18 protein-coding genes and 1 tRNA gene are annotated in these 19,383 nt (G+C 65.2%); 2 read left to right on the top strand and 17 right to left on the bottom strand.

What is annotated here, in order from left to right:
* Nucleotides 1–17: 17 nt before the first annotated feature.
* From H587_RS0101870 to ftsH, 4 genes are read right to left on the bottom strand one after another with little or no spacing between them, the layout of a single operon-like run.
* Nucleotides 18–923 carry a CdaR family protein gene (locus tag H587_RS0101870; protein WP_027174809.1) on the bottom strand — a complete coding sequence of 302 codons (906 nt, stop codon included), beginning with the start codon at nucleotides 921–923 and terminating at the stop codon, nucleotides 18–20.
* A 1-nt stretch (nucleotide 924) separates the two neighbouring features.
* Nucleotides 925–1,671, bottom strand: a complete 747-nt coding sequence (gene cdaA, locus H587_RS0101865) for a diadenylate cyclase CdaA (RefSeq protein WP_027174808.1) — start codon at nucleotides 1,669–1,671, stop codon at nucleotides 925–927.
* A gap of 20 nt (nucleotides 1,672–1,691) precedes the next feature.
* Nucleotides 1,692–2,558: a dihydropteroate synthase gene (folP, locus tag H587_RS0101860; RefSeq protein ID WP_027174807.1), complete on the bottom strand. Its 867-nt coding sequence runs from the start codon at nucleotides 2,556–2,558 to the stop codon at nucleotides 1,692–1,694.
* A gap of 15 nt (nucleotides 2,559–2,573) precedes the next feature.
* The gene (gene ftsH / locus H587_RS0101855; RefSeq protein ID WP_027174806.1) at nucleotides 2,574–4,535 is read right to left on the bottom strand and encodes an ATP-dependent zinc metalloprotease FtsH; all 1,962 of its coding nucleotides are present in this window, start codon (nucleotides 4,533–4,535) and stop codon (nucleotides 2,574–2,576) included.
* A gap of 166 nt (nucleotides 4,536–4,701) precedes the next feature.
* On the opposite strand from ftsH, the gene H587_RS0101850 reads away from it, so the two are divergent.
* Nucleotides 4,702–4,794 (top strand) — tRNA-Sec (locus H587_RS0101850).
* A gap of 9 nt (nucleotides 4,795–4,803) precedes the next feature.
* On the opposite strand, the gene H587_RS0101845 is transcribed toward H587_RS0101850, so the two are convergent.
* The 11 genes from H587_RS0101845 to H587_RS0101795 all read right to left on the bottom strand — a co-directional run bounded on the left by H587_RS0101845 (nucleotide 4,804) and on the right by H587_RS0101795 (nucleotide 16,892).
* Nucleotides 4,804–5,367: a hypothetical protein gene (locus tag H587_RS0101845; protein WP_156904420.1), complete on the bottom strand. Its 564-nt coding sequence runs from the start codon at nucleotides 5,365–5,367 to the stop codon at nucleotides 4,804–4,806.
* The gene (argH, locus tag H587_RS0101840; RefSeq protein ID WP_027174804.1) at nucleotides 5,349–6,752 is read right to left on the bottom strand and encodes an argininosuccinate lyase; all 1,404 of its coding nucleotides are present in this window, start codon (nucleotides 6,750–6,752) and stop codon (nucleotides 5,349–5,351) included. Before argH ends, H587_RS0101845 begins: the two co-directional genes overlap by 19 nt.
* A 13-nt stretch (nucleotides 6,753–6,765) precedes the next feature.
* Nucleotides 6,766–8,007 carry an argininosuccinate synthase gene (locus H587_RS0101835; protein WP_051202366.1) on the bottom strand — a complete coding sequence of 414 codons (1,242 nt, stop codon included), beginning with the start codon at nucleotides 8,005–8,007 and terminating at the stop codon, nucleotides 6,766–6,768.
* 12 nt (nucleotides 8,008–8,019) lie between these two features.
* Nucleotides 8,020–8,925: an ornithine carbamoyltransferase gene (gene argF / locus H587_RS0101830; RefSeq protein WP_027174802.1), complete on the bottom strand. Its 906-nt coding sequence runs from the start codon at nucleotides 8,923–8,925 to the stop codon at nucleotides 8,020–8,022.
* Between the two features lie 93 nt (nucleotides 8,926–9,018).
* Nucleotides 9,019–9,420: an rRNA maturation RNase YbeY gene (ybeY, locus tag H587_RS0101825; protein ID WP_027174801.1), complete on the bottom strand. Its 402-nt coding sequence runs from the start codon at nucleotides 9,418–9,420 to the stop codon at nucleotides 9,019–9,021.
* Nucleotides 9,407–10,405, bottom strand: coding sequence for a PhoH family protein (locus H587_RS0101820; protein ID WP_027174800.1), 999 nt, complete (start codon nucleotides 10,403–10,405; stop codon nucleotides 9,407–9,409). Before H587_RS0101820 ends, ybeY begins: the two co-directional genes overlap by 14 nt.
* 7 nt (nucleotides 10,406–10,412) lie before the next feature.
* Entirely contained in the window at nucleotides 10,413–11,174 is a 762-nt protein-coding gene (locus H587_RS0101815) for an ABC transporter permease (RefSeq protein WP_027174799.1), read from the bottom strand.
* On the bottom strand, nucleotides 11,171–11,908 hold the full coding sequence (locus tag H587_RS0101810) for an ABC transporter ATP-binding protein (RefSeq protein ID WP_027174798.1): 738 nt from the start codon (nucleotides 11,906–11,908) through the stop codon (nucleotides 11,171–11,173). The genes H587_RS0101815 and H587_RS0101810 overlap by 4 nt, the downstream gene beginning before the upstream one ends.
* 3 nt (nucleotides 11,909–11,911) lie before the next feature.
* Complete coding sequence (locus H587_RS0101805) at nucleotides 11,912–12,925, bottom strand: ABC transporter substrate-binding protein (protein ID WP_245560802.1); 1,014 nt, start codon at nucleotides 12,923–12,925, stop codon at nucleotides 11,912–11,914.
* Between the two features lie 21 nt (nucleotides 12,926–12,946).
* Nucleotides 12,947–15,679 carry a hypothetical protein gene (locus H587_RS0101800; RefSeq protein WP_156904419.1) on the bottom strand — a complete coding sequence of 911 codons (2,733 nt, stop codon included), beginning with the start codon at nucleotides 15,677–15,679 and terminating at the stop codon, nucleotides 12,947–12,949.
* Between the two features lie 130 nt (nucleotides 15,680–15,809).
* Complete coding sequence (locus tag H587_RS0101795; RefSeq protein WP_027174795.1) at nucleotides 15,810–16,892, bottom strand: VOC family protein; 1,083 nt, start codon at nucleotides 16,890–16,892, stop codon at nucleotides 15,810–15,812.
* A gap of 247 nt (nucleotides 16,893–17,139) precedes the next feature.
* On the opposite strand from H587_RS0101795, the gene H587_RS16905 reads away from it, so the two are divergent.
* Nucleotides 17,140–17,547 carry an Hpt domain-containing protein gene (locus H587_RS16905; RefSeq protein WP_051202365.1) on the top strand — a complete coding sequence of 136 codons (408 nt, stop codon included), beginning with the start codon at nucleotides 17,140–17,142 and terminating at the stop codon, nucleotides 17,545–17,547.
* On the opposite strand, the gene H587_RS0101785 is transcribed toward H587_RS16905, so the two are convergent.
* Nucleotides 17,535–18,827, bottom strand: coding sequence for a M48 family metalloprotease (locus tag H587_RS0101785; protein ID WP_027174794.1), 1,293 nt, complete (start codon nucleotides 18,825–18,827; stop codon nucleotides 17,535–17,537). The genes H587_RS16905 and H587_RS0101785 overlap by 13 nt on opposite strands.
* Before the next feature lie 46 nt (nucleotides 18,828–18,873).
* On the bottom strand, nucleotides 18,874–19,380 hold the full coding sequence (locus H587_RS0101780; RefSeq protein ID WP_027174793.1) for a hypothetical protein: 507 nt from the start codon (nucleotides 19,378–19,380) through the stop codon (nucleotides 18,874–18,876).
* Nucleotides 19,381–19,383 lie beyond the last annotated feature (3 nt).

The raw sequence follows: 19,383 nt of genomic DNA, 5'->3' as shown, positions 1-19,383 counted from the left end.
TCCGGGCGGCGGGCGTGTTATTTGGGAATGGTCACCGTCACGGTCTCCGGGTCGCGTTTGAGCACGCGCACCTTGTCCGGCAGACCGCGCACCTGATAGTTCAGTTCGTGTTTCCCCGGCCGAAGCCCCGGGTCCACGACCATGGCGGCATGGATGTCCTTCTTGAACTCCGAAGTACGCAACAGGGCCTGGGGGCCTTCGACGAGGAGCCGCACGTTGTCGCGGGAGGGCCGAACCTTCAGGCCCGGCGAGGCGCGCACGTCCAGGGGAATCTTGATCCACAGCTCCTTGGTCTTGACCCCGAAGGCCAGGATCATGCGCACCAGCCCCGGATCGGCCGAGACCTCAGGCGGCAGCGTCAGGGAGACGTTCTCGTCCCAAACCTCCGGAGGGTCTTCCTCATAGCTGACCACGGCCGTGGCCTTGGCCTGGGTCAGGCGCCTGAGCACACCCTCTGGACCGCGCAGAGTCACCTCGTCGGGCACCACCTTCTTGGAGAGAAGTCGATAGTCCGCAGGCACCTGACCGGACCATTCCGCGCTCACGGGTACGGTTTTCTCGGCCATGCGGTCCACCGTCAGAACCACTTGGTTCGGACGGATCTCGACCACTTCGAAGGCTCGGGAAAACGGCATGCGTTCGGCATCGATGTCGATGAGGTTCTCGCCGACCTTGAGCTGGCGCACGTCCAGCGGATAGCTCAGACGCTTGGCGTCCAGGCCCCGGACCAGTCCCTTGGGACCGCGCACCCGCACCTCGATGGTGCTGACCATGCCCTTGCGGATGGTCAGTCCGCTGGGCGGGTTGGTCATCTCCACATTCATGGAAACCCAGACTTCGACCTTTTCCCGCCCGGTGACGAGATACCAGGTGGATACGGCCAGAAACACCGCCAGAAGGATATATTGCCAGTTTTTGCGCATCTCAACGTTCCAGCACGGTCTTCAGAACCCGGCGCAGCCGCACCTCGTCCAGGCTCGTGGTCAGGCGGCCGCCGATGGCCACCGACACGGCCCCGCGCTCCTCGGAGACCACCACGGTCACGGCGTCGGATTCCTCGCTGATTCCAAGGGCCGCGCGGTGACGGGTGCCGAAGACGGTCTGGCCCTTGAACTTGGAGCTCAGCGGCAGGATGCAGGCGGCGGCGGCCAGACGTCCCTTGCGCACGATGACCGCGCCGTCGTGCAGGGGCGTGTCGTAGTGGAAGATGGTCAGCAGAAGCTCCTTGCTCAGGCGGGAGTCGATCTCCACCCCGCGCTCCACGATGTCGCCCAAGGGCATGGTGCGTTCCAGGACGATGATGGCGCCCATCTTGATCCGCGACATGGTCATCACGGACTGCACGAGCTGATCCAGGGTCTCCTCGCGCAAATCGGGCTTGCGCCAGAGCGGACCGGCGCCCACCTGGGCCAGGGCCTTCTTGATGTCGCTCTGGAAGAGGATGATGACCACCAGGAAAATGGAGCCCAGGAAGTTGGTCAAGAGCCAGTTCAGAGTGTACAGGCCGAAGACGTCGGAGAGGTGGAAGACGAAGAGCACCAGAACCAGGCCGTAGATCACGGCCACCGCGCGGGTGCCGCGCACGAGCAGGATAAGATAGTAATAGATGAGCGCGACGATCCCGATGTCCAGGATCTCGCGCAGAGGCAAGGTCAATCCTTCGAACTCCATACCGCCCCGCCGTGATGAACTCAGGCCATGGCCGCCGCCAGGCGCAATGTGCGGACAGTTTCCGCCACGTCATGCACGCGATGCACGGCCACGCCTTTCGCGGCCAAGACGGCCGTGGCAACTTGGGTCGCCGTGCCGCGACGCCCCGGTTCCAGCCCCAGCAACCCCTGAAACAGGGATTTGTTGGAGAGCCCCATGTACACCGGACGTCCCAGACTCTCGAACCGTTTGATTTCGCGGAGAAGGCGCAGGTTGTGCTCCAAGGTTTTGCCGAAGCCGATGCCCGGATCGAGCACGATACGATCCTCCGGAAGTCCGCGTCCGCACAAATACTGCAACCGTTCCTCGAAAAACGCCAGCACTTCTTCCACGACGTCGCCGTAGGCGGGAGCCTTCTGCATGACCCGAGGGCGTCCCTGGCTATGCATGAGCACGTAGCCGGGTTTTTCCTGGGCCAGCACGTCGGCCAGAGCTTCGTCGAAACGACAGGCCGAGATGTCGTTGACGATCCCCGCTCCGGCCGCCAGGCTTTCAGCCGCCACGCGGGCCTTGAAGGTGTCCACCGACAGCACCGGATATTCCCCGGAGCAGTCCGGCAGTGCCGCTCGGGGGAGCGTCGCCAGTTCCGCGATCACCGGCAGCACGCGGCGCAGTTCTTCGTCTTCGGAAACTTCGGCCGCGCCTGGACGCGTGCTTTCCCCGCCCACGTCCAGAATGTGCGCACCCTGGGCCGCCAGTTCCCGGCCGTGCGCCACCGCGGCTCGGGTGTCGAACCAGCGGCCGCCGTCATGAAAGGAATCCGGCGTCACGTTGACGATGCCGGCGATGAAAAAGGGGGCCGGTCCCAAGACCTTGCCCCCCTTGATGCTCCAACTGTTCTCACGCATGAGCCTTAACAGCTCCTATTGCACCTTTTTACCGTCGTCGCCCTCGTCCTCTTCGAGAGAGAACTCGTCCGAATCTCCCGTCGCTGGCTTGCCCTCGGCGCGCGGCACGTAGCCCGGGCCGGAGCCGGAACCGGAAGACGCGGAGCCGCCGCCGGGGCGCTCCGCATTCAGAGGAGGGAGCGGCTCTCCCTTGATGAGCAGGTCGATGTCATCCCCGGAAATGGTCTCGCGCTCAAGCAGGGCTTCGGCGATGCGGTCCAGGGCGGCGCGATTCTCGCCGATCAGAGTCCGGGCCTTGGCGTGGGCCTGATCGATGATGCCGCGAATTTCGTCGTCGATGGTCCGGGCCGTGTCCTCGGAGTAGTTTTTGTGCTGGATGAGTTCACGCCCGAGGAATATCTGCTCTCCTCCGTCACCGAAGGACAGGGGGCCCAGTTTGTCGCTCATGCCCCACTGGCAGACCATCTTGCGGGCCGTTTTGGTGGCCCGGTCGATGTCGTTGCTCGCGCCGGTGGTCTTCTGGTTCAGCACCAACTCCTCGGCCACCCGGCCGCCGAGCATCATGGCCAGCTGGTTCTCCAGGAATTCCTTGGAGTAGTTATGGCGATCGTCCACAGGCAGCTGCATGGTCACGCCCAGGGCCATGCCGCGGGGAATGATGGACACCTTGTGCACCGGATCGGTGCCGGGCAGCAGCTTGGCGGCCAGAGCATGGCCCGCCTCGTGATAGGCCGTGGTCTTCTTCTCCTCATCGGAGAGGATGACGCTGCGGCGCTCCTTGCCCATGAGCACCTTGTCCTTGGCCTCCTCGAAGTCGGCCATGTGGACCTGTTCCTTGTTCATCTTGGCCGCATGCAGAGCGGCCTCGTTGACCAGATTCTCCAGATCCGCGCCGGAGAAGCCGGGCGTACCCCGGGCCAGGACATCCAGGTTGACCTCTCCGGCAAGGGGAACCTTGCGGGTGTGCACCTGGAGGATACGCTTGCGGCCGCGCACGTCCGGGGTCGGCACCACCACCTGGCGGTCGAAGCGACCGGGCCGCAGAAGCGCCGGATCGAGCACGTCCGGACGGTTGGTGGCGGCCACCAGGATCACGCCCTCGTTGGACTCGAAACCGTCCATCTCCACCAGGAGTTGGTTCAAGGTCTGTTCACGTTCGTCGTGACCACCGCCCAGGCCCGCTCCGCGCTGACGGCCCACGGCATCGATCTCGTCGATGAAGATGAGGCAGGGCGCGTTCTTCTTGCCCTGGACGAAGAGGTCGCGCACACGGGCCGCGCCCACGCCCACGAACATCTCCACGAAGTCGGAACCGGAAATGGAGAAGAAGGGCACCCCGGCCTCGCCGGCCACGGCCCGGGCCAGAAGCGTCTTACCCGTGCCGGGGGGGCCCACGAGGAGAACGCCCTTGGGAATACGCCCGCCCAGGCGGGTGAACTTCTTGGGTTCACGCAGGAAATCCACGATTTCCTGCAGCTCCTCCTTGGCCTCGTCCACGCCGGCCACGTCCTCGAAGGTCACCTTGGCGCTTTGCTCGTTGATGAGCCGGGCCCGGGACCGGCCGAAGGACATGGCCCCCCGTCCGCCGCTGCCGCCCCCCTGCATCTGGCGCATGAAGAAGACCCAGACGCCGATCAGAAGCAGCATGGGGAACCAGGAAACCAGGAGCGTCATGTACCAGGGCGCCTCTTCCTGGGGTTCGGCGGTGACCTCGACCTTGTTCTTGATCAGGGTCGCCACCAGGGTCGGATCCTCCGGGGCGAAGGTCGCGAAGCGCTTGTCGGCCCCCATGGAGCCGGTGATCTTCTGGCCTTGGATCTTGACCGAGAGGATCTCCCCGCTGTTCACCTTGGTGATAAACTCGCTGTAGGAGAGCTTGTGCTGCGGCTGCGGCGCCTGGTTGAAAAGATTGAAGAGGACCACCATCATCAGTGCGATGGTGATCCAGATGAAGAGATTTTTGGCGAAATTATTCAAACAGTGTTCCTCCGCAAGGTCGGGACGGGCCCACCCGGGACGCGGGTGTCGGCGGGCATGAATGCCACTTTAAGTCCGCGAGAAAAAAAATCAAGGGGACTGGACGGATTTCCCACCCTTGCCCTGGCTCCGTTTCCTTGGTAAGTGCCTCGGATTCGGAATCAATGGAAGCGTTTCGTCACCGGTGTGGCGCGTGGGCTTCAAACCCATTGCGAGACTCATCCTCTCGGGCAGGTTCGACTCCTGTACGCTTCCGCCACTCCGCCGACTACATGGCGTACCCCAGTTGTTTGAGAATCTTCATGGACTTGTCCGAAAGGACGAAGCCCTTCTCGTACTTCACGTTCTTGCCCTTGACCTTGATCTGAAAGATGTATCCCGCGTCGTAGAGATAGTCGATGACGGCCTTGTCGTAGTCGTCCATGATGTCCGTGGGGGCCATCCCGCCGAACTTGTTGGTCTTGGAAAAATGGTAGACGTCCACCAGAGCGTCGATATGCTCCTTCTCCAACTGGTCCAGGGTGACGACCTCTTCTTCCTTGACCTTGTCCCAGTCCCCGCCGTGGTCGGAGAAGTCCACCCCAAGCTTTTTCAGTTCTTCCTTGGCGTGTTCCGCGATGCGGTAGCCCGTGGGGTTGGAGCCGCAACGGGTGAAGATGACGCCCTCCTCCACGATGCCGTTCTCCTGGAGCGACTCGAGCACCGCGTCGTCGAACATGAAGCACTCCTTGCGGGGCAGCAATCCGTGATAGCGCTTGATGCGCGAGTACCGGTTGATGTCCTTGAGCAGTTGGATGTGCTTCTCGGTCAGGATCACGGTTCGGCCTTCCATCCTTTGGCCGCCAGCCAAGCCGACACAGCGGATATCTGCCGACGCACGGAGTCGGGGCCCGTGCCGCCGGGGGTGCTCCGCCGGGCCACGGCCGTCTCGTGGCGCAGGGCCTCGAAAACGTCGTTCTCGATCAACGGCGAGAAACCGCGCAGATCCTCCAGGCTCAGGTCTTCCAAACCGCAGCCGCGCGATTCGGCCAAAGCCACGGCGGAGCCCGCCGCGTGATGGGCCTCCCGGAAAGGCAGACCACGGGCCGCCAAGTAGTCGGCCAACTCGGTGGCGTTCAGGAATCCCCGAGACAGCGCCCGGCGCATGGCCTCGGGCACGAAGGTCATCTCGGCCAACATGTCGGCCATGATGGACACCGAGGCCGAGACGGTGCGGTCGGCGTCCAGGAAGGGTTCCTTGTCCTCCTGCATGTCCCGATTGTAGGCCAAGGGCAGTCCCTTCATCAGGGTCAGCAGGGACACCAGGGAGCCGTAGACCCGGCCGGTCTTGCCGCGCATGAGCTCACAGACGTCCGGGTTCTTCTTCTGGGGCATGATCGAGGAACCCGTGGAGTAGGCGTCCGGCAGGCGCACGTAGCCGAAGGCCGGATTGGCCCAGAGGATGAGCTCCTCGCAGAAACGCGAGAGGTGCATCATCACGAGGCTGCCGCCGAACAGGGCCTCCAGGGCGAAATCCCGGTCCGAGACCGCGTCCATGCTGTTGCCGAAGATTTCGGTCATGCCGAGTTCCGCAGCCACCGAGGCGGGGTCCAGGGGATAGGTGGTGCCGGCCAGCGCGGCCGCCCCCAGGGGCGAGACGCGGATGCGCGTCTGGAAGGATTCCAGGCGTTCGGCGTCGCGGCGGAACATCCAGGCGTAGGCCAAGAGATGCTGGGCCAGGGACACGGGTTGCGCGGGCTGGAGATGCGTGCAGCCCGGCAAGAGCGTGTTCTCGTGCTCCGAGGCGCGCGCCAGAAGCACCTCCACCAGCCGGGCCAATTCCCTGGTCCAGGCCGAGACGCGGCCGGAGACGAAAAGCCGGAAGTCCAGGGCCACCTGATCGTTGCGCGACCGGCCGGTGTGCAACTTGCCGCCCACGGGGCCGACGATGTCGGTCAGGCGGCGCTCGATGTTCATATGCACGTCTTCCAGGGCCACGTCCCAGGCGAAGGTTCCGGCCTCGATCTCGGCCAGCACCGCGTCCAGACCGGAAACGAGGGTCTCGGCCTCCTCGGCCGTGAGCAGGCCCTGGCGGGCCAACATGCGGGCATGGGCCTTGGACCCGACGATGTCCTCGGCGTAGAGCCGCCGGTCGAAGGACACCGACTGGGTGTAATCCTCCACGGAGGAGTCGGTGGCCGCCCGGAACCGGCCGCCCCACATCTTCTTCCCGCTCATGCCCCGCTCCCGTCTAACGTTTGCCGGACATCCGGCCCTTGAGCCGCAGACCCACCAGCCGGATGAAGCCGCGCGCGTCGGCCTGGTCGTAGACCTCGTCTTCCTCGAAGGTGGCCAGCTTCATGTCGTAGAGCGAATACGGCGACTTGCGGCCCAGGGGGATGACGTTGCCCTTGTAGAGCTTCAGGCGCACCGTGCCGGTGACGCGCTCCTGGCTCTTGTCGATCAACGCCTGCAGGGCCTCGCGCTCGGGCGAGTACCAGTAGCCGTAGTAGACCATCTCGGCGTAGCGCGGGATGAGGCCGTCGCGCAGGTGCATGACCTCGCGATCCAGGCAGATGCCCTCCAGGTCGCGGTGCGCCGCGTGGATGATGGTCCCGCCGGGAGTCTCGTAGACCCCGCGCGACTTCATGCCCACGAAGCGGTTTTCGACCATGTCCACCCGGCCCACGCCGTGGCGGCCGCCCAATTCGTTGAGCTTGGCCACCAACTTGGCCGGAGAAAGCTTCTTGCCGTTCACGGCCACGGGATCGCCCGCCTCGAAGTCGATGGTTACGACCTCGGGCTTGTTCGGGGCCTTCTCCACGGGCACGCAGTAACGGTGACAGTCCTTGTGCGGCTCGTTCCAGGGGTCTTCCAACTCGCCGCCCTCGAAGCTCACGTGCAGGAGGTTGGCGTCCATGCTCCAGGGCTTCTTCTTGGTCACGGGCACCGGAATGCCGTGCTCCTTGGCGAAGTTCACCAGATCCGTGCGCGACTTGAGATCCCACTCGCGCCAGGGGGCGATGGTCTTCAGCCGGGGATCCAGGGCCATGGTGGTCAGCTCGAAGCGCACCTGGTCGTTGCCCTTGCCCGTGGCGCCGTGGGCCACGGCCTGCGCGCCCTCGGCCTGGGCGATCTCGACCATGCGCTTGGCGATGAGCGGACGGGCGATGGAGGTGCCCAGCAGGTAGCGCCCCTCGTAGACCGCGCCGGAGCGGAACATGGGGAAGAGGAAGTCGCGGGCGTACTCCTCGCGCAAATCCTCCACGTAGGCCTTGGAGGCGCCGGTGGCATGGGCCTTGGTCTCCACGCCGGAAAGGTCCTCGTCCTGGCCCAGGTCGGCGGTGAAGGTCACCACCTCGCAATCGTAGGCCACCTGGAGCCACTTCAGGATGATGGAGGTGTCCAGGCCGCCGGAATAGGCCAGCACGACCTTCTTGATTTTCTTGGGCTTGGCCGCCTTGGCGGCAGGCTTGGCAGCGGGCTTGCTCATTTCGAAATCCCCTTAGATTGTCCCGAAAACCCATTCCAGGACCGCTTTCTGCATGTGCAGGCGGTTCTCGGCCTGATCGAAGGCGATGGATGCCGGGCCTTCCAGCACCGCCTCGCTGATCTCCTCGCCGCGATGCGCGGGCAGACAATGCATGACCTTGCAGGCGGGCTTGGCCAGGGACAGCAGGCGGTCGTCCACCTGAAACCCGGCGAAAACCCGTTCGCGTTCACGCTGCTCCCCTTCCTGCCCCATGCTGGCCCAGACGTCGGTGTTCAGGTAGTCCGCGTCGCGGGCGGCGTCCTCGGGGTTCCGGGTGAGCGTCACGCGCGCGCCCCGCTCCCGGGCCTGGGCCACGATGGCGGGATCGGGGTCGTAGCCCGCGGGGCAGGCCAGGACCAGATCGAAGCCGAAGAGCGCGGCCGCGTCGATGAAGGAATGGGCCATGTTGTTGCCGTCGCCGATCCAGGCCACGCGCAATGAACCCAGGTCCGACGTGCGCTCGTACATGCTGAGCATGTCGGAGAGCACCTGGCAGGGGTGGTGCTCGTCGGAGAGGGCGTTGACCACCGGGATGGAACTGAACCGCACCAGGGTTTCCAGTTTCTCCTGGCCGTAGGTCCGCACCACCAGGCAGTCGGCGTAACGCGACAGACAGCGGGCGGTGTCCTTGAGCGGTTCGCTGCGGCCGAGCTGGGATTCCACCGGGGTCATGAAGATGGTCTGTCCGCCCAGGTGGCGCACGGCCACCTCGAAGGACACGCGGGTGCGGGTGGAGGACTTTTCGAAGATGAGAATGGCCGTGCGGCCGTCCATGGTCTTCGTGCGGATTCCGCCGTCTTTGAGTTCCTTGGCCCGGTGCAGGATCTTCCAGGCGTCTTCCCGGCTCAGGTCCGCGATGCGCAAAAGATGTCTGGGCATGTTCACTCCTTCACTGGTCGGGGCTTTGCCCGACTGGGAAAGCGGCCATATTGCCCCACGCGTAATCGATTGTAAAGTGCGGGAGGCCGCCGCTTACAGTCGGACGGCGTCCACGGCGTGCTCGGTGAGGGCGTCCATCTCCGGGCCGTGGTCGAACCCCGCCAGATGAAGCAGGGCGTGGGCCAGAAGGCGGGCCAGATGCCGCGCGGGCTCCTGGCCGTAAAGCCGCGCCTCGCGCAGACAGGCGGGCACGGAGAGCACGATCTCGCCCAGTCCGTCCTCTCCGCCCGACTCGAAGGCCAGGACATTGGTCGGCCCGGGGCAGCCCAAATGGCGGAGATTCAAAACGGCCATCTCGCGGTCGTCCACCAAGGCCAGGGAAAACTCGCCGTCGATGCCCAGGGCTCCGGTCAGATCCGCCAGCAACCCATCCAGCTCGCGCCGCGACAGGGGCAGCCGCGGGTCCGGTGCGAGACGGCGTTCAACGACCGCCACGCCGTTTTTCCTCGGCCTGATCGTGCTGATCGTAAGCCTGCACGATGCGGCCCACCAGGGGGTGGCGGATCACATCGTCCTCGTTGAAGCGGATGAAGGCGATGCCGGTCACGGCGGAGAGGATTTCGGCGGCCTGGATGAGTCCCGAGCGGCTTCCGGCGGGCAGGTCGATCTGGGTCACGTCGCCGGTGACCACGGCCCGGGAGCCGAAACCCAGGCGGGTGAGGAACATCTTCATCTGTTCCGGGGTGGTGTTCTGGGCCTCGTCCAGGATGACGAAGGCGTCGTTCAGGGTGCGGCCGCGCATGAAGGCCAGGGGGGCCACCTCGATGATTCCGGTGTCGAGCATTTCCTGCACCTTGCGGAAGTCCAGCATGTCGTGCAGGGCGTCATAGAGCGGGCGCAGATAGGGATTGACCTTCTCGACCATGTCGCCGGGCAGGAAGCCGAGCTTTTCCCCGGCCTCCACGGCCGGGCGCGTGAGCACGATGCGCTTGACCTCGCGCCGGGTCAGGGCCGCCACGGCCGTGGCCACGGCCAGATAGGTCTTGCCCGTGCCCGCCGGGCCGATGGCGAGGACCAGATCGTTTTCGCGGATGGCCGTGAGGTAGTCACGCTGAGTCACGGTGCGCGGGGTGATCGTCTTCTTGGGCGAGGCCGTGTAGACGCTGTCGCGGAAGACGCGGGCGAGATCCGTGCGCGGGTCGCGGGCGAGCATGCGGCAGGCGCAGTCCACGTCCTGGGGATGCACGGGACGGCCCTGCTGGAGCAGACCATAGAGCTGCGTCAGCACGGACTCGACGAGATTCAGGCGGTCCTCGGTCTCGGCCGTGAGCGTCAGCCGCCCTCCCCTGCTCTCGATGCCGACCCCCGCCCGTTCGCCCACGAGCTGAAGATTGGCGTTCTGCGGGCCGAAGAGCTGTCCCGCCAGCACCGCGTCGTCAAAATCCAGAGTACGGACAATATCCTTTTTGCGTCTGCTCATGCGCCTCCTAGCGCCGCCCGGCCCGCATCCAGGCGCAGACCCGGCGCTCCAGCAAGTCGGCGGCCTCATACAGCGCCGCGCCCATGACGCTCATGCCCAGGATGCCGGTGAACATGGCCACGTAGTCCATGCGGCCCCAGGCGTCCATGATGCAATACCCCAGGCCGCTCGTAGTGGCAAACGACTCCACGAAGAACAAAACCGCGACCGAGACGCCCGTGCCGAGACGCAGGGCCGTAAAGCCATGCGGCAGCGCCGCCGGGAGCAGCACCTCAAGCAGGATGTCCAGCCTGCCGCCTCCCAGGGAGCGCACCGAGTCCACGTACTTGGGATGTACCGAGCGGACCCCGTCGCGGGTGGTCACCAGAACCTGATAGCCGAGGATCAGGACGATGATCGCGATCTTGGCCGCGTCGCCCAGGCCCAGGAGCACCAGGAGCACGGGCAGGAGCACGATCTTGGGCACCGGATAGGTGAGCAATACGAATGGCCCCAACAGGGCGTCGGCGCGACGCGATCCGCCCATGACCAACCCCAGGGGGAAGGCCAGGGCGAAGGCAAGGAGCATGCCCAGGCCCGCGCGCACGAAGCTGGCCCAAAAGTGGCACCAGAACTCCGTCGTGCCCAGGGCCCGGATGAAGGCCCCGCCCGCCTCCAGCGGCGGAGGCAGCACGGCCGAGCCCAAGGAGGCTGAGAGAACCTGCCAGAGAAGTCCCAGGACCAGGACCACCAGCCCGTAGCTCAGGGCCTTGCGGGCCAGACCGCTCACCACAAATCCTCCACGCTCCGGCGCAGCCTGCGCACGAGTTCGAAGTAGTCGTCCCGTTCGCGGTAGCGCCCGTCGCCGAAGCCGGGGTTGTCGAAACTCGCGGCCACCCCGGCGGGCCGTCCCGCCAAAACCAGGATGCGCCGGCCCAGGAAGACGGCTTCCTCCAGGCTGTGGGTCACGAGCACGTAAGGCACGCGCCGCCTGCTCCAGACGTCCAGCAGCGTATGCTGGAGTTTTTCCCGGGTCAGGGCGTCCAGGGAGGAAAAGGGCTCGTCCATAAGCAGGAGTCGGGGTCGCCCCACGAAGGCCCGGGCGATGGCCACCCGCTGCTTTTCACCGCCGGAGAGACGCCCCGGCCAGTCGCGGTCGCGGCCGCTGATGCCCAACTCGGCCAGCTGTTCCCGGGCCAGTTTCAGGCGTTCGAACTGGGGCATGCCCCGCAGCTTGAGGCCCAGGGCCACGTTTTCGATGACGCTCTTCCAGGGCAGCAGGCCATAGTCCTGCAGGATGATGGACATGTCGGGATTCGGCCCGACCACCGGCGCGCCGTCCAGGAGCACACGCCCGGAGTCCGGCCGGGCCAGCCCGCAGAGAAGATAGAGCAGTGTGGTCTTGCCGCAACCCGACGGGCCCACCACGGCCAGGGTCTCGTTCTCGGCCAGGGTCAGGGAAACGTCGCTCAGGATGTCCTCGCCCGAGCGGTAGGCCTTGCGGATGCCGAGGGCTTCGAGCATGGCTCAGTGCGCGAGGGCGACGGCCCGCTCGAAGGGAATGCGCGCCTGGAGCAGGCCGTGGTCGAGCATCCAGTCCTGGACGTCGTCCAGTTCGGTGCGCGTGGGCGGCACGGGCGCGGGATAGGGCGGCACGGGGAACCGCGCGGTGAGGGGCGCGGGAATGGCGCAGGAGCGGACCATGAGTTCTCGGTAGGACTCGGGATCGCGGGTCAGCCGCTCCAGGGCCTCGGCGTAGGCCGCGCGGAAGGCCGGGAATTGCGGCCTCAGTCGCTCATGCAGACAGACCACGGTCAAGGGCAGATTCAGGTCTCCGTCCGTGGCCGCCAGGGAACCGCCCTTGAGCACGTTCAGGGACACCAACGGCTCGGGCAGGAGCGCCAGATCGATCTGGCCCGTGGCCAGCATCTGGAGACGGAGCGGGAATTTTTTGATCTCCACCCGCCGGAAGTAGTCCCTGGGCAGATGGTGGCGGGCTTCCAGGCGATCCAGAAGAAATTCGATGATCGTCGAAGTGGAGATGCCCACGCTCGCGCCCTTGAGGTCGGCCAAAGTCGCTCCCTTGCGGCCCGGGGTGGTCACCAGGGCGAACATGGGGTGGCCCGGGGTGGTGCGATATGACACCAGCAGGGCGGGCATGGGCACGTCTGAACGCAGCAGCAGGAGCGCGGCCACGAGGTCACCGAAATAACCGTCGATCCGCCCGGCCTGAGCAGCCATGTCCCGCTCCAGGGCGCTCTGGAACGGAACCAACTCCACGTCCAGGCCCTGCTCCAGGAACAGACCGTCTTGGGTGGCCACCTGCAAAGGCAGCGCGTCCAGCACCGGTAGAACGCCGATGCGCACGGTCTCGGCCCGGGCCGTGCGTCCGGACGGAAGAATCATGGCCAGCACCAACCCGGCCCACACAATGCTCACGAAGATGCGCCGCATCCGCACGTACTTACGACTTTCCTCTTTTTCCGGCAAGTGCCGGACGCGTGGAAGCGCCTCGTGCTCGGAGCCCCGGAGCGCGGACATGCGCGCTTTCCCGGCGGAGGCTCAACGTCGAGCCAGCGTGTTGTGGGCCTGGATGATGGACTCGCGCCAACGCAGCCGGTCCAGGGACAGGGCGATGATGGCGGGCGTGGATTTTCCTTCGAACTCGCCCCGACCGGAAAGCACCTTGATCTCTTCGCCGGCCAGCGGGCCGAGATGGGACAGCAGAAGTTGGACCACATGCAAGGGGGGCAGGCTGAGTCCGCTCACGCCACCGCGCTCGAACCGCTCCATGCGCCCCAGCAGGGCGGCGTCCAGTTCGCCGGCCTCGCCGCTTTCGGCCGTGGCGGCTTTGCGCAGCGAAGGTAAAACCCGCGTCAATGGCTCAGCCCGAAGGCGGAGCAGAAGCGTCCGCATGTGCTCCAGAATACGGGCGGCCTCCTCGCCCACGACCCGGGCGGTGAGCCCCTGACTGGCACGCTCGAAACGCCGCAGCACGTCGGACATGGAAAGACGCAGTCCCTGGCGGGCCTTGAAGAGTTCCGTCAAGGCGTCGTTGAGGGGCTTGACCAGTTGGAATATCGCCCGTTTGGCGGCTTTGGATTCCAGGACGGCATTGAGAAAGAAAAGCGCCTTGTCCGTGCCGCCCAGGATGTCGTCCAGGCTCAAATCCTGTTTGGCCAAGCGATCCAGCATGTTGATGTCGCCTAGAAGCTCCAGGGCGCTGATTCGTTTGCGGTCCATGGACAAGGCCGCCCGGAGGGCCTGCATGTAATTTTCCCCCAGGGCGGCGGCAACCCCGCGCAGGGTCGCGTCGTCGCGTCGCCGGGCCGCCTGTTCCAGAAGTCGCAGGCGGCTGGCGAAATCCTTCAACAAAGCCCGGCATTTGAGCGCCCGGGCATCCCCCTCGGGCGCCACAGTGGTGAGAACGCAAAGTTCAATGACCGCGCGCATCTTTTCCAGGTTGGCCTGCAACGCTGCGGGGCTCGGTTCCATGAAGCCCTTGCCCAGGCCGCCCAGCTGGCAGACGCGACCAAGGCGGGCGAGAATGTCGGGCCGAGGGTCCAAGGACGCCTCGGGTCGCGTTCCCGTCGCCGCGATTTTTTTGCGCGGCGGCATGGCGTTCTGGTTGAAGCGCCGCACCACGGAATGCTCCCAGTTCACCCGACGCTGGAGGAAACGCACGAAATCCAGCGGCTGCGACGTCTTGAGCCGGGCCAGGATGACGCGCACGCCCACGTCCTCGTCCCGCTCCCCTCCCGTCAGGCTCTCGCGGACACGCAACAGATTTTCGACCATGGGCGACTGAAAATTGGCCAGGATCAGATTGAGCAGGAAGCCCGGCTGCTGGGCCAGGGAATCCAGTGACCCCTTGAAACGGTCCAGGTCGGCGAGCAGCCGCAGATCGACCTCACCCTCGGCGCCGTAGCCGCCGGTCTGCATGGCGCGCTGCACCGAACGGAGCAGGGTTCTGGGCGAGATGTCCCCCAGGCGGGCCAGCTCGAATTCCAGATCCTCGACGGCGGCCACGCCCTCCCCCGCCCGCTCCTTGAGCATGGCCAGGGTATCCACGGGCCAACGCAGAGCCCGCGTCAGCGGGAATTCCTCCGCGGCGCCGACGGCGGCGAGCGCCGCATCGAGAGCCGAAACGAAGTCCTCCAGAGCCGCGCGCACGGCCGCGCGTCCCTCGTCGGAGTGCATGACGTCGTTGAAGAACAGGGCCGCACGAGTGGGGTGACGGAACAGTTCGTCGACACCCACTTCCTCGGCCGAAATCGCGGCCAGAATTTCCAAGTCGTTCTGAAGATGACCCTCGGGTCTCTTCTCCCTGGGGACCGCGTTGATCGCATGCACCTTGGCCGCCAGGCGGTCCGAGAGCACGTCCAGCATGATCAGGATGTTCGGCGCGTCGGGGTTGGGACCGTAGACGTTCTTCTCCATATCCCGCAGGATGCCCGCGACTTCGGACAGGACGCCCTCGACCTCGGGGGGGCATTCGCCCGGTGATCCGAGCCCGAGAAATTCAAGGTAACGCAGAATCTTACGGATGTCGTGGCCGATCTTCTTGGTGTTCTTGAGCACGAAGTCCGCGCCCAGTCCCGAAAGCTTGCAGAAACGCTCCAGGCGCGCCGAAACCTGGTTCAGAATCTCCTGTCCCAGTTCGCTGGCCCGCACAGGTTCCCAGGCGTTGAACTCCCAGACATAATGTCGGCCCGAATCCACGTTGCGCAAAACGAACACCGCCGAACCGCTTTCACGCTCCTCGCCCAGGGTGAAGACCCCCTCCTCCATGCGCAACCGGGAGCGCTCCCCCACTCCCCAAGCCGCCAGACGCTGGGGCGTTGCGCGCAGATCCTCCACCTTTCGTGGCCAGGACAGGGACAAATCGCCTCCGCGCTCCATAGGAGGAGGGTCCTCGCGCAGGATGTCCTGGTGCAGCACCACGTCCCCGGCCACGCGCAGGGCGTGGATGAAGGAGCGCGTACGAACACGGGCGTTGCGGGCCACAAGGTTGCCGCGCACCTCGCGAATGTAGGGAATGACGAAGAGAGTCTTGACGTCGTCGGCCAGGATCAGGTCGCCGAGCCAGGTTCCCTTGCGGAAGAGAATTCCAACCTGTTTGGTTTCCGGATCTTCGCCTACGCGTGTCTTGGCCGAGAGCATGTCCAGAAAGGTCCGCCAACGTTCGACGTTTTCCGGGTTGTCGGGAACGTCGGCCCCCGGCAAAAAAGGCACGGCGTAAGCATGGGATCTTGTTTTGATCTCTATTTGTATGAGGTGGCGTTCGTTCGTCATGCCTGAGTGCGCTCGGGGAAAAGCCGTGCTCGCCTTTCTGAAAACCGGCGAAGCCGGGCCCCCCGGTCCCGTCTCCAATACGAAGTCGCGTCGTGCGCGCGCCGTCTCGGGCGCGGCGCGGCCAACCGGCCTACTGGTTTTCCGTGGCCTTGGTCAAGAGCGTCACATTGCTTTTCGTGAAAAAGCCGTCGAATCCGTCGTAGCGCTCGATATACTCGTTGACCAGGAGCGTCCGCTGCGAGGGCCGGGAGAAGGTCTGCCTGAGACCTTCCTCGCGCGAACCCACGAGCTCCGTGAGAAATTCCATGCCATCGGTCTTGAGCGAGGGAAACACCGCCCGGATGTCTCGACAGCGGAAGGCCATGTGGTGGACCCGCCGACCATAGTTGTGGATGTACTGCTCGGTCGGCCCCGAAGAGCCGTCCGCGGAATAGGGTTCAATGCCCGAGGTGAAGACCATGGCGAAGCCGCCGCCGGGCATACGCGCCACATTGGTGATGGAGTTGAGCGACTCCACGTGGACCGCGAAATCAAAATTGTAGGCGGTCAGGCCCATGAACTCCAAAATCGCCGGATCGCGGTCTCGAGCATGGACCCGGGTGGCAGTATGGTCCACTTCGAGGATATTCGCGAGATGAGGCTTTCCAGGTTTCTCCAAGGGCAGAACCAGGTCCGCGCAGCCGCCGTGGCGGTAGCGCCCAGGTTCGCCCTTCCACTGCACGAACCCCAAGGAATTCCCGGTATGGACCGACGGTCGGGTCTGGATGAACAGGGATGCCTCGGTCTCCACCGGCTCCGGGGTCAGAAACTCCACCCCGCGTCCCTTCTGAATCGCCGCGTAGCGCCGCACGTCGCCGCAGCGAAAAACGAAGGTTTCCAGTCTGGTGTCCGGTAGATGTTCGGACTTGGGGCCGAAATTATACGACCGGAAAGGGTTGTCTCGTACCGTACCTGCCCGCAGGAGCAGATCGGCTGAACCGGGCAGGCGCAGGAGGCAACAACGCTGTCCGCCTTCCTCAAAGGCGTCCGTCAGGACATGACCGGTCCGTTCCAGGAACTCCCGCGCGGCCGGGACGAAATCGTCGGGCTCCACGCGGATGCATATCGCCTCCAAGCCTCCCACGAGTCCTTCAAGGCCCAGGCGACGGCGTTCCGCGAGAACCGCCTCCGCGCTCATGCGCAGTGTTTCGTCGTCGTTGCGGAACGTGGCCATGAACATGACTCCTTCCGAGGCTTCCGACCGACGGCGGGTCGGCCGTCGGGACACACCGTCCCGGCTTCACCCAGCAAGGTGCATGGCGGGGGCGGCGGCGTCAAGGGAATCGACGGCGCGCCTCGATCTTTCTAACGCCGATCCCGGGTCGTGCCCGTTGCCGGGCCTCATTGACGCCGAATGGGTTTGGCGGATAAGCATACCATAGGATGAAAGCCATGTCGCGACCCAGCGGAGACAGCCGATCATGACCACTTACGGCGACGACGTCCTCACCGTCTTCGTGGAGGAGAGCCGGGAACGCCTCGCATCCATCGAGCGGGGTTTGTTGGTGCTGGAAAAAAACTGCCGCGACGCGGATGAGGCCATGATCCACGGCATCTTCCGCGAGGCCCATTCGATCAAGGCGGGGGCCAATCTGCTCCATCTGCGCAACATCGAGGAATTGGCCCACAAATTGGAGAACATCCTGGAGCGGATGCGCAGACGGGAACTGACGCCCACCGGGCGCATCATCTCCATCCTGCTGGAAGGATTGGACGCAATGCGTGAGATGGTGGAGGACGTCGAGGCCGGCGAAGTCCGTGACGTCTCCGCACTTCTGGAACGCCTGGGCCGGGTGGCCGGTCTGCGGGCCGGGGTTCAGCGCACGTAACCCCACTGCACGAGCCTGGCGTAGGCGTACTGGGCCTGCTGCCCGGACCCGCCGTTGCGCAGGAAGTTCCTATACAGGCTCGCCGCGTCGCGGGTGCGGCCTTGTTTCTCGCGGCAATAGCCTCGAAGGAAGTTCAGTCCGTTGTTGCCCGGGAATATCCGATTGTATTCGGTGAAATCCACGTAGGCCTGTTCGAACTCGTCCGAGGCCAGGGCGATCTGCCCGCCCACCAGCACGGCCTGGGCCTCGCCGGGATAGGCCTGACGGGCGAGCCTGGCGAACTGGCGGGCATCGCGCCAGCGCTCCATGGCCGCCTGACATTTGGCCATCATGAGCAGCCCGGCGTAGTCCCCAGGGGCCGCCGCCAGGGCCGCGTCATAGGCCTGGGCCGCCTCGCCGTAGTTCTTCTTGGCCATGTACTTGTCGCCGTCCTGCATGGCCCGGATGGCTCCGGCCTGTTTGCGCAACGAGGCCGTGTTGTCCATGTAGCGGGCCTCAAGGAACGGAAGGTCGCGCACCTGGGCGTACTGGGTCTCGGTCCGCCGGATCGCGTCGGCCCGGCGCTCGTCGCTCATGGGGTGGGTGGCGAACAGAGTCTCCAGGGCATTCGGCCTGTCCTTGTGTTGGGCCATGAGGAACTCCATGAGCTGGACCTCGCCCAAGGGATTGTAACCCGCGCGGACCATATACTCCATGCCCAGTTCGTCGGCCTGACGCTCATCGTCTCGGCTGTAGCTGGCCAGCATGGCGCTGACCCCGAGCCCGCCGAGCCCCTGGACCACCTGGCCCAAGGCTCCACCTCCGGCCACGGCCCCGGCTCCCCCCAGGAGCAATTGGGCCAGGACGCCCTGGCTCATGCGCGCGGCCGTGTGCCGGGCGTTCACGTGCCCAATCTCGTGTCCCAGCAAGGCGGCCAGTTCGGCCTCGTTGCGCAGGCCCACCAGGATGCCCCTTGTGCAGGCGATGTTGCCGCCGGGAAAGGTGTAGGCGTTGACGTAGGTGGCGCTGACCGCCTGAAAGGAATACGGCATGTCCGGCCGGTGCGAACGGGCGGCCAGGGTCTGGCCCACGGAGTTCACATAGGCGTTCAGAGCCTTGTCCCGGACCACGCCGTAGTCGTTGGAGTGCTGGCGAGGAGCGTACTGACGGTCGATCTTGACCTCGTCGTCCTTGTCGATGAACATGAGCTGCGACTGGCCGGTGACGGGGTTCACCGCGCAGCCCGCCAGCAGCCCGATGGCGGCCACGCCGCCCAGCCGCAGAAAATCGCGGCGGCTCATGCCGCCTGGGAGGCGTCGAGCAAGCGAACGTCCATTCACGGCCTTCTCACTCCCCCTTCTCGCCCATGAGCATGTCCACGCGCTGCAACTCCGCGATGGGTGTGTTCCGGGCCACTTCGTCGGACACGGCGTCCATGAACTGCTCCAAGGTCATGGTATAGATGTCCAGGCACACGTCCCGAAGCTTGAAATAGGCGTCCAGGAAGCGGGCCAATTCAGGTTCGCGCAGCAGCTTGGCGATGTCCTTGTGCGACTCCGCCGCCGTGAAGGGCTTGTTCCGTCCGGCCAGGAGGAAAAGGTCCAAGCGGGTGACCCCGTCGGTGATCACGCCCAGGAGGTTGAAGGTGGACAGGCGGGAGATGAACTCCTCGTCCACGCCCGGGAACTCCAGCAACTCGGCCTTGGGATAGAAACCGCAGAAGACGGCCTGTCCATCTTCGTAGAGCGTATGGCGGAAGACCTTCTCGCCCCGCACCTGGCGGGCGGCGCGCACGGTTTCGTACAGGTCCAGGGCGAAGGCTTCCTTCAGTCGTTCGATGACGCGGCGGTCCATGTT

The organism is Desulfovibrio aminophilus DSM 12254 (assembly GCF_000422565.1).
Lineage (GTDB): Bacteria > Desulfobacterota > Desulfovibrionia > Desulfovibrionales > Desulfovibrionaceae > Aminidesulfovibrio > Aminidesulfovibrio aminophilus.
The sequence above is the reverse complement of the archived record's forward strand: the minus strand, read 5'-3'. Positions and strand labels throughout refer to the sequence as shown.

Bases quoted from the DNA above. Each gene is read 5' to 3' on its own strand.
- H587_RS0101845 (WP_156904420.1), bottom strand. From the start codon at position 5,367: ATGGAAGGCCGAACCGTGATCCTGACCGAGAAGCACATCCAACTGCTC.
- H587_RS0101800 (WP_156904419.1), bottom strand. From the start codon at position 15,679: ATGACGAACGAACGCCACCTCATACAAATAGAGATCAAAACAAGATCC.
- H587_RS0101810 (WP_027174798.1), bottom strand. From the start codon at position 11,908: ATGCTCGAAGCCCTCGGCATCCGCAAGGCCTACCGCTCGGGCGAGGAC.
- H587_RS0101835 (WP_051202366.1), bottom strand. From the start codon at position 8,007: ATGAGCAAGCCCGCTGCCAAGCCTGCCGCCAAGGCGGCCAAGCCCAAG.
- H587_RS0101870 (WP_027174809.1), bottom strand. From the start codon at position 923: ATGCGCAAAAACTGGCAATATATCCTTCTGGCGGTGTTTCTGGCCGTA.
- H587_RS0101780 (WP_027174793.1), bottom strand. From the start codon at position 19,380: ATGGACCGCCGCGTCATCGAACGACTGAAGGAAGCCTTCGCCCTGGAC.
- argH (WP_027174804.1), bottom strand. From the start codon at position 6,752: ATGAGCGGGAAGAAGATGTGGGGCGGCCGGTTCCGGGCGGCCACCGAC.
- H587_RS0101805 (WP_245560802.1), bottom strand. From the start codon at position 12,925: ATGTCCGCGCTCCGGGGCTCCGAGCACGAGGCGCTTCCACGCGTCCGG.
- argF (WP_027174802.1), bottom strand. From the start codon at position 8,925: ATGCCCAGACATCTTTTGCGCATCGCGGACCTGAGCCGGGAAGACGCC.
- cdaA (WP_027174808.1), bottom strand. From the start codon at position 1,671: ATGGAGTTCGAAGGATTGACCTTGCCTCTGCGCGAGATCCTGGACATC.
- H587_RS16905 (WP_051202365.1), top strand. From the start codon at position 17,140: ATGACCACTTACGGCGACGACGTCCTCACCGTCTTCGTGGAGGAGAGC.
- folP (WP_027174807.1), bottom strand. From the start codon at position 2,558: ATGCGTGAGAACAGTTGGAGCATCAAGGGGGGCAAGGTCTTGGGACCG.
- H587_RS0101820 (WP_027174800.1), bottom strand. From the start codon at position 10,405: ATGAGCAGACGCAAAAAGGATATTGTCCGTACTCTGGATTTTGACGAC.
- H587_RS0101785 (WP_027174794.1), bottom strand. From the start codon at position 18,827: ATGAGCCGCCGCGATTTTCTGCGGCTGGGCGGCGTGGCCGCCATCGGG.
- H587_RS0101795 (WP_027174795.1), bottom strand. From the start codon at position 16,892: ATGGCCACGTTCCGCAACGACGACGAAACACTGCGCATGAGCGCGGAG.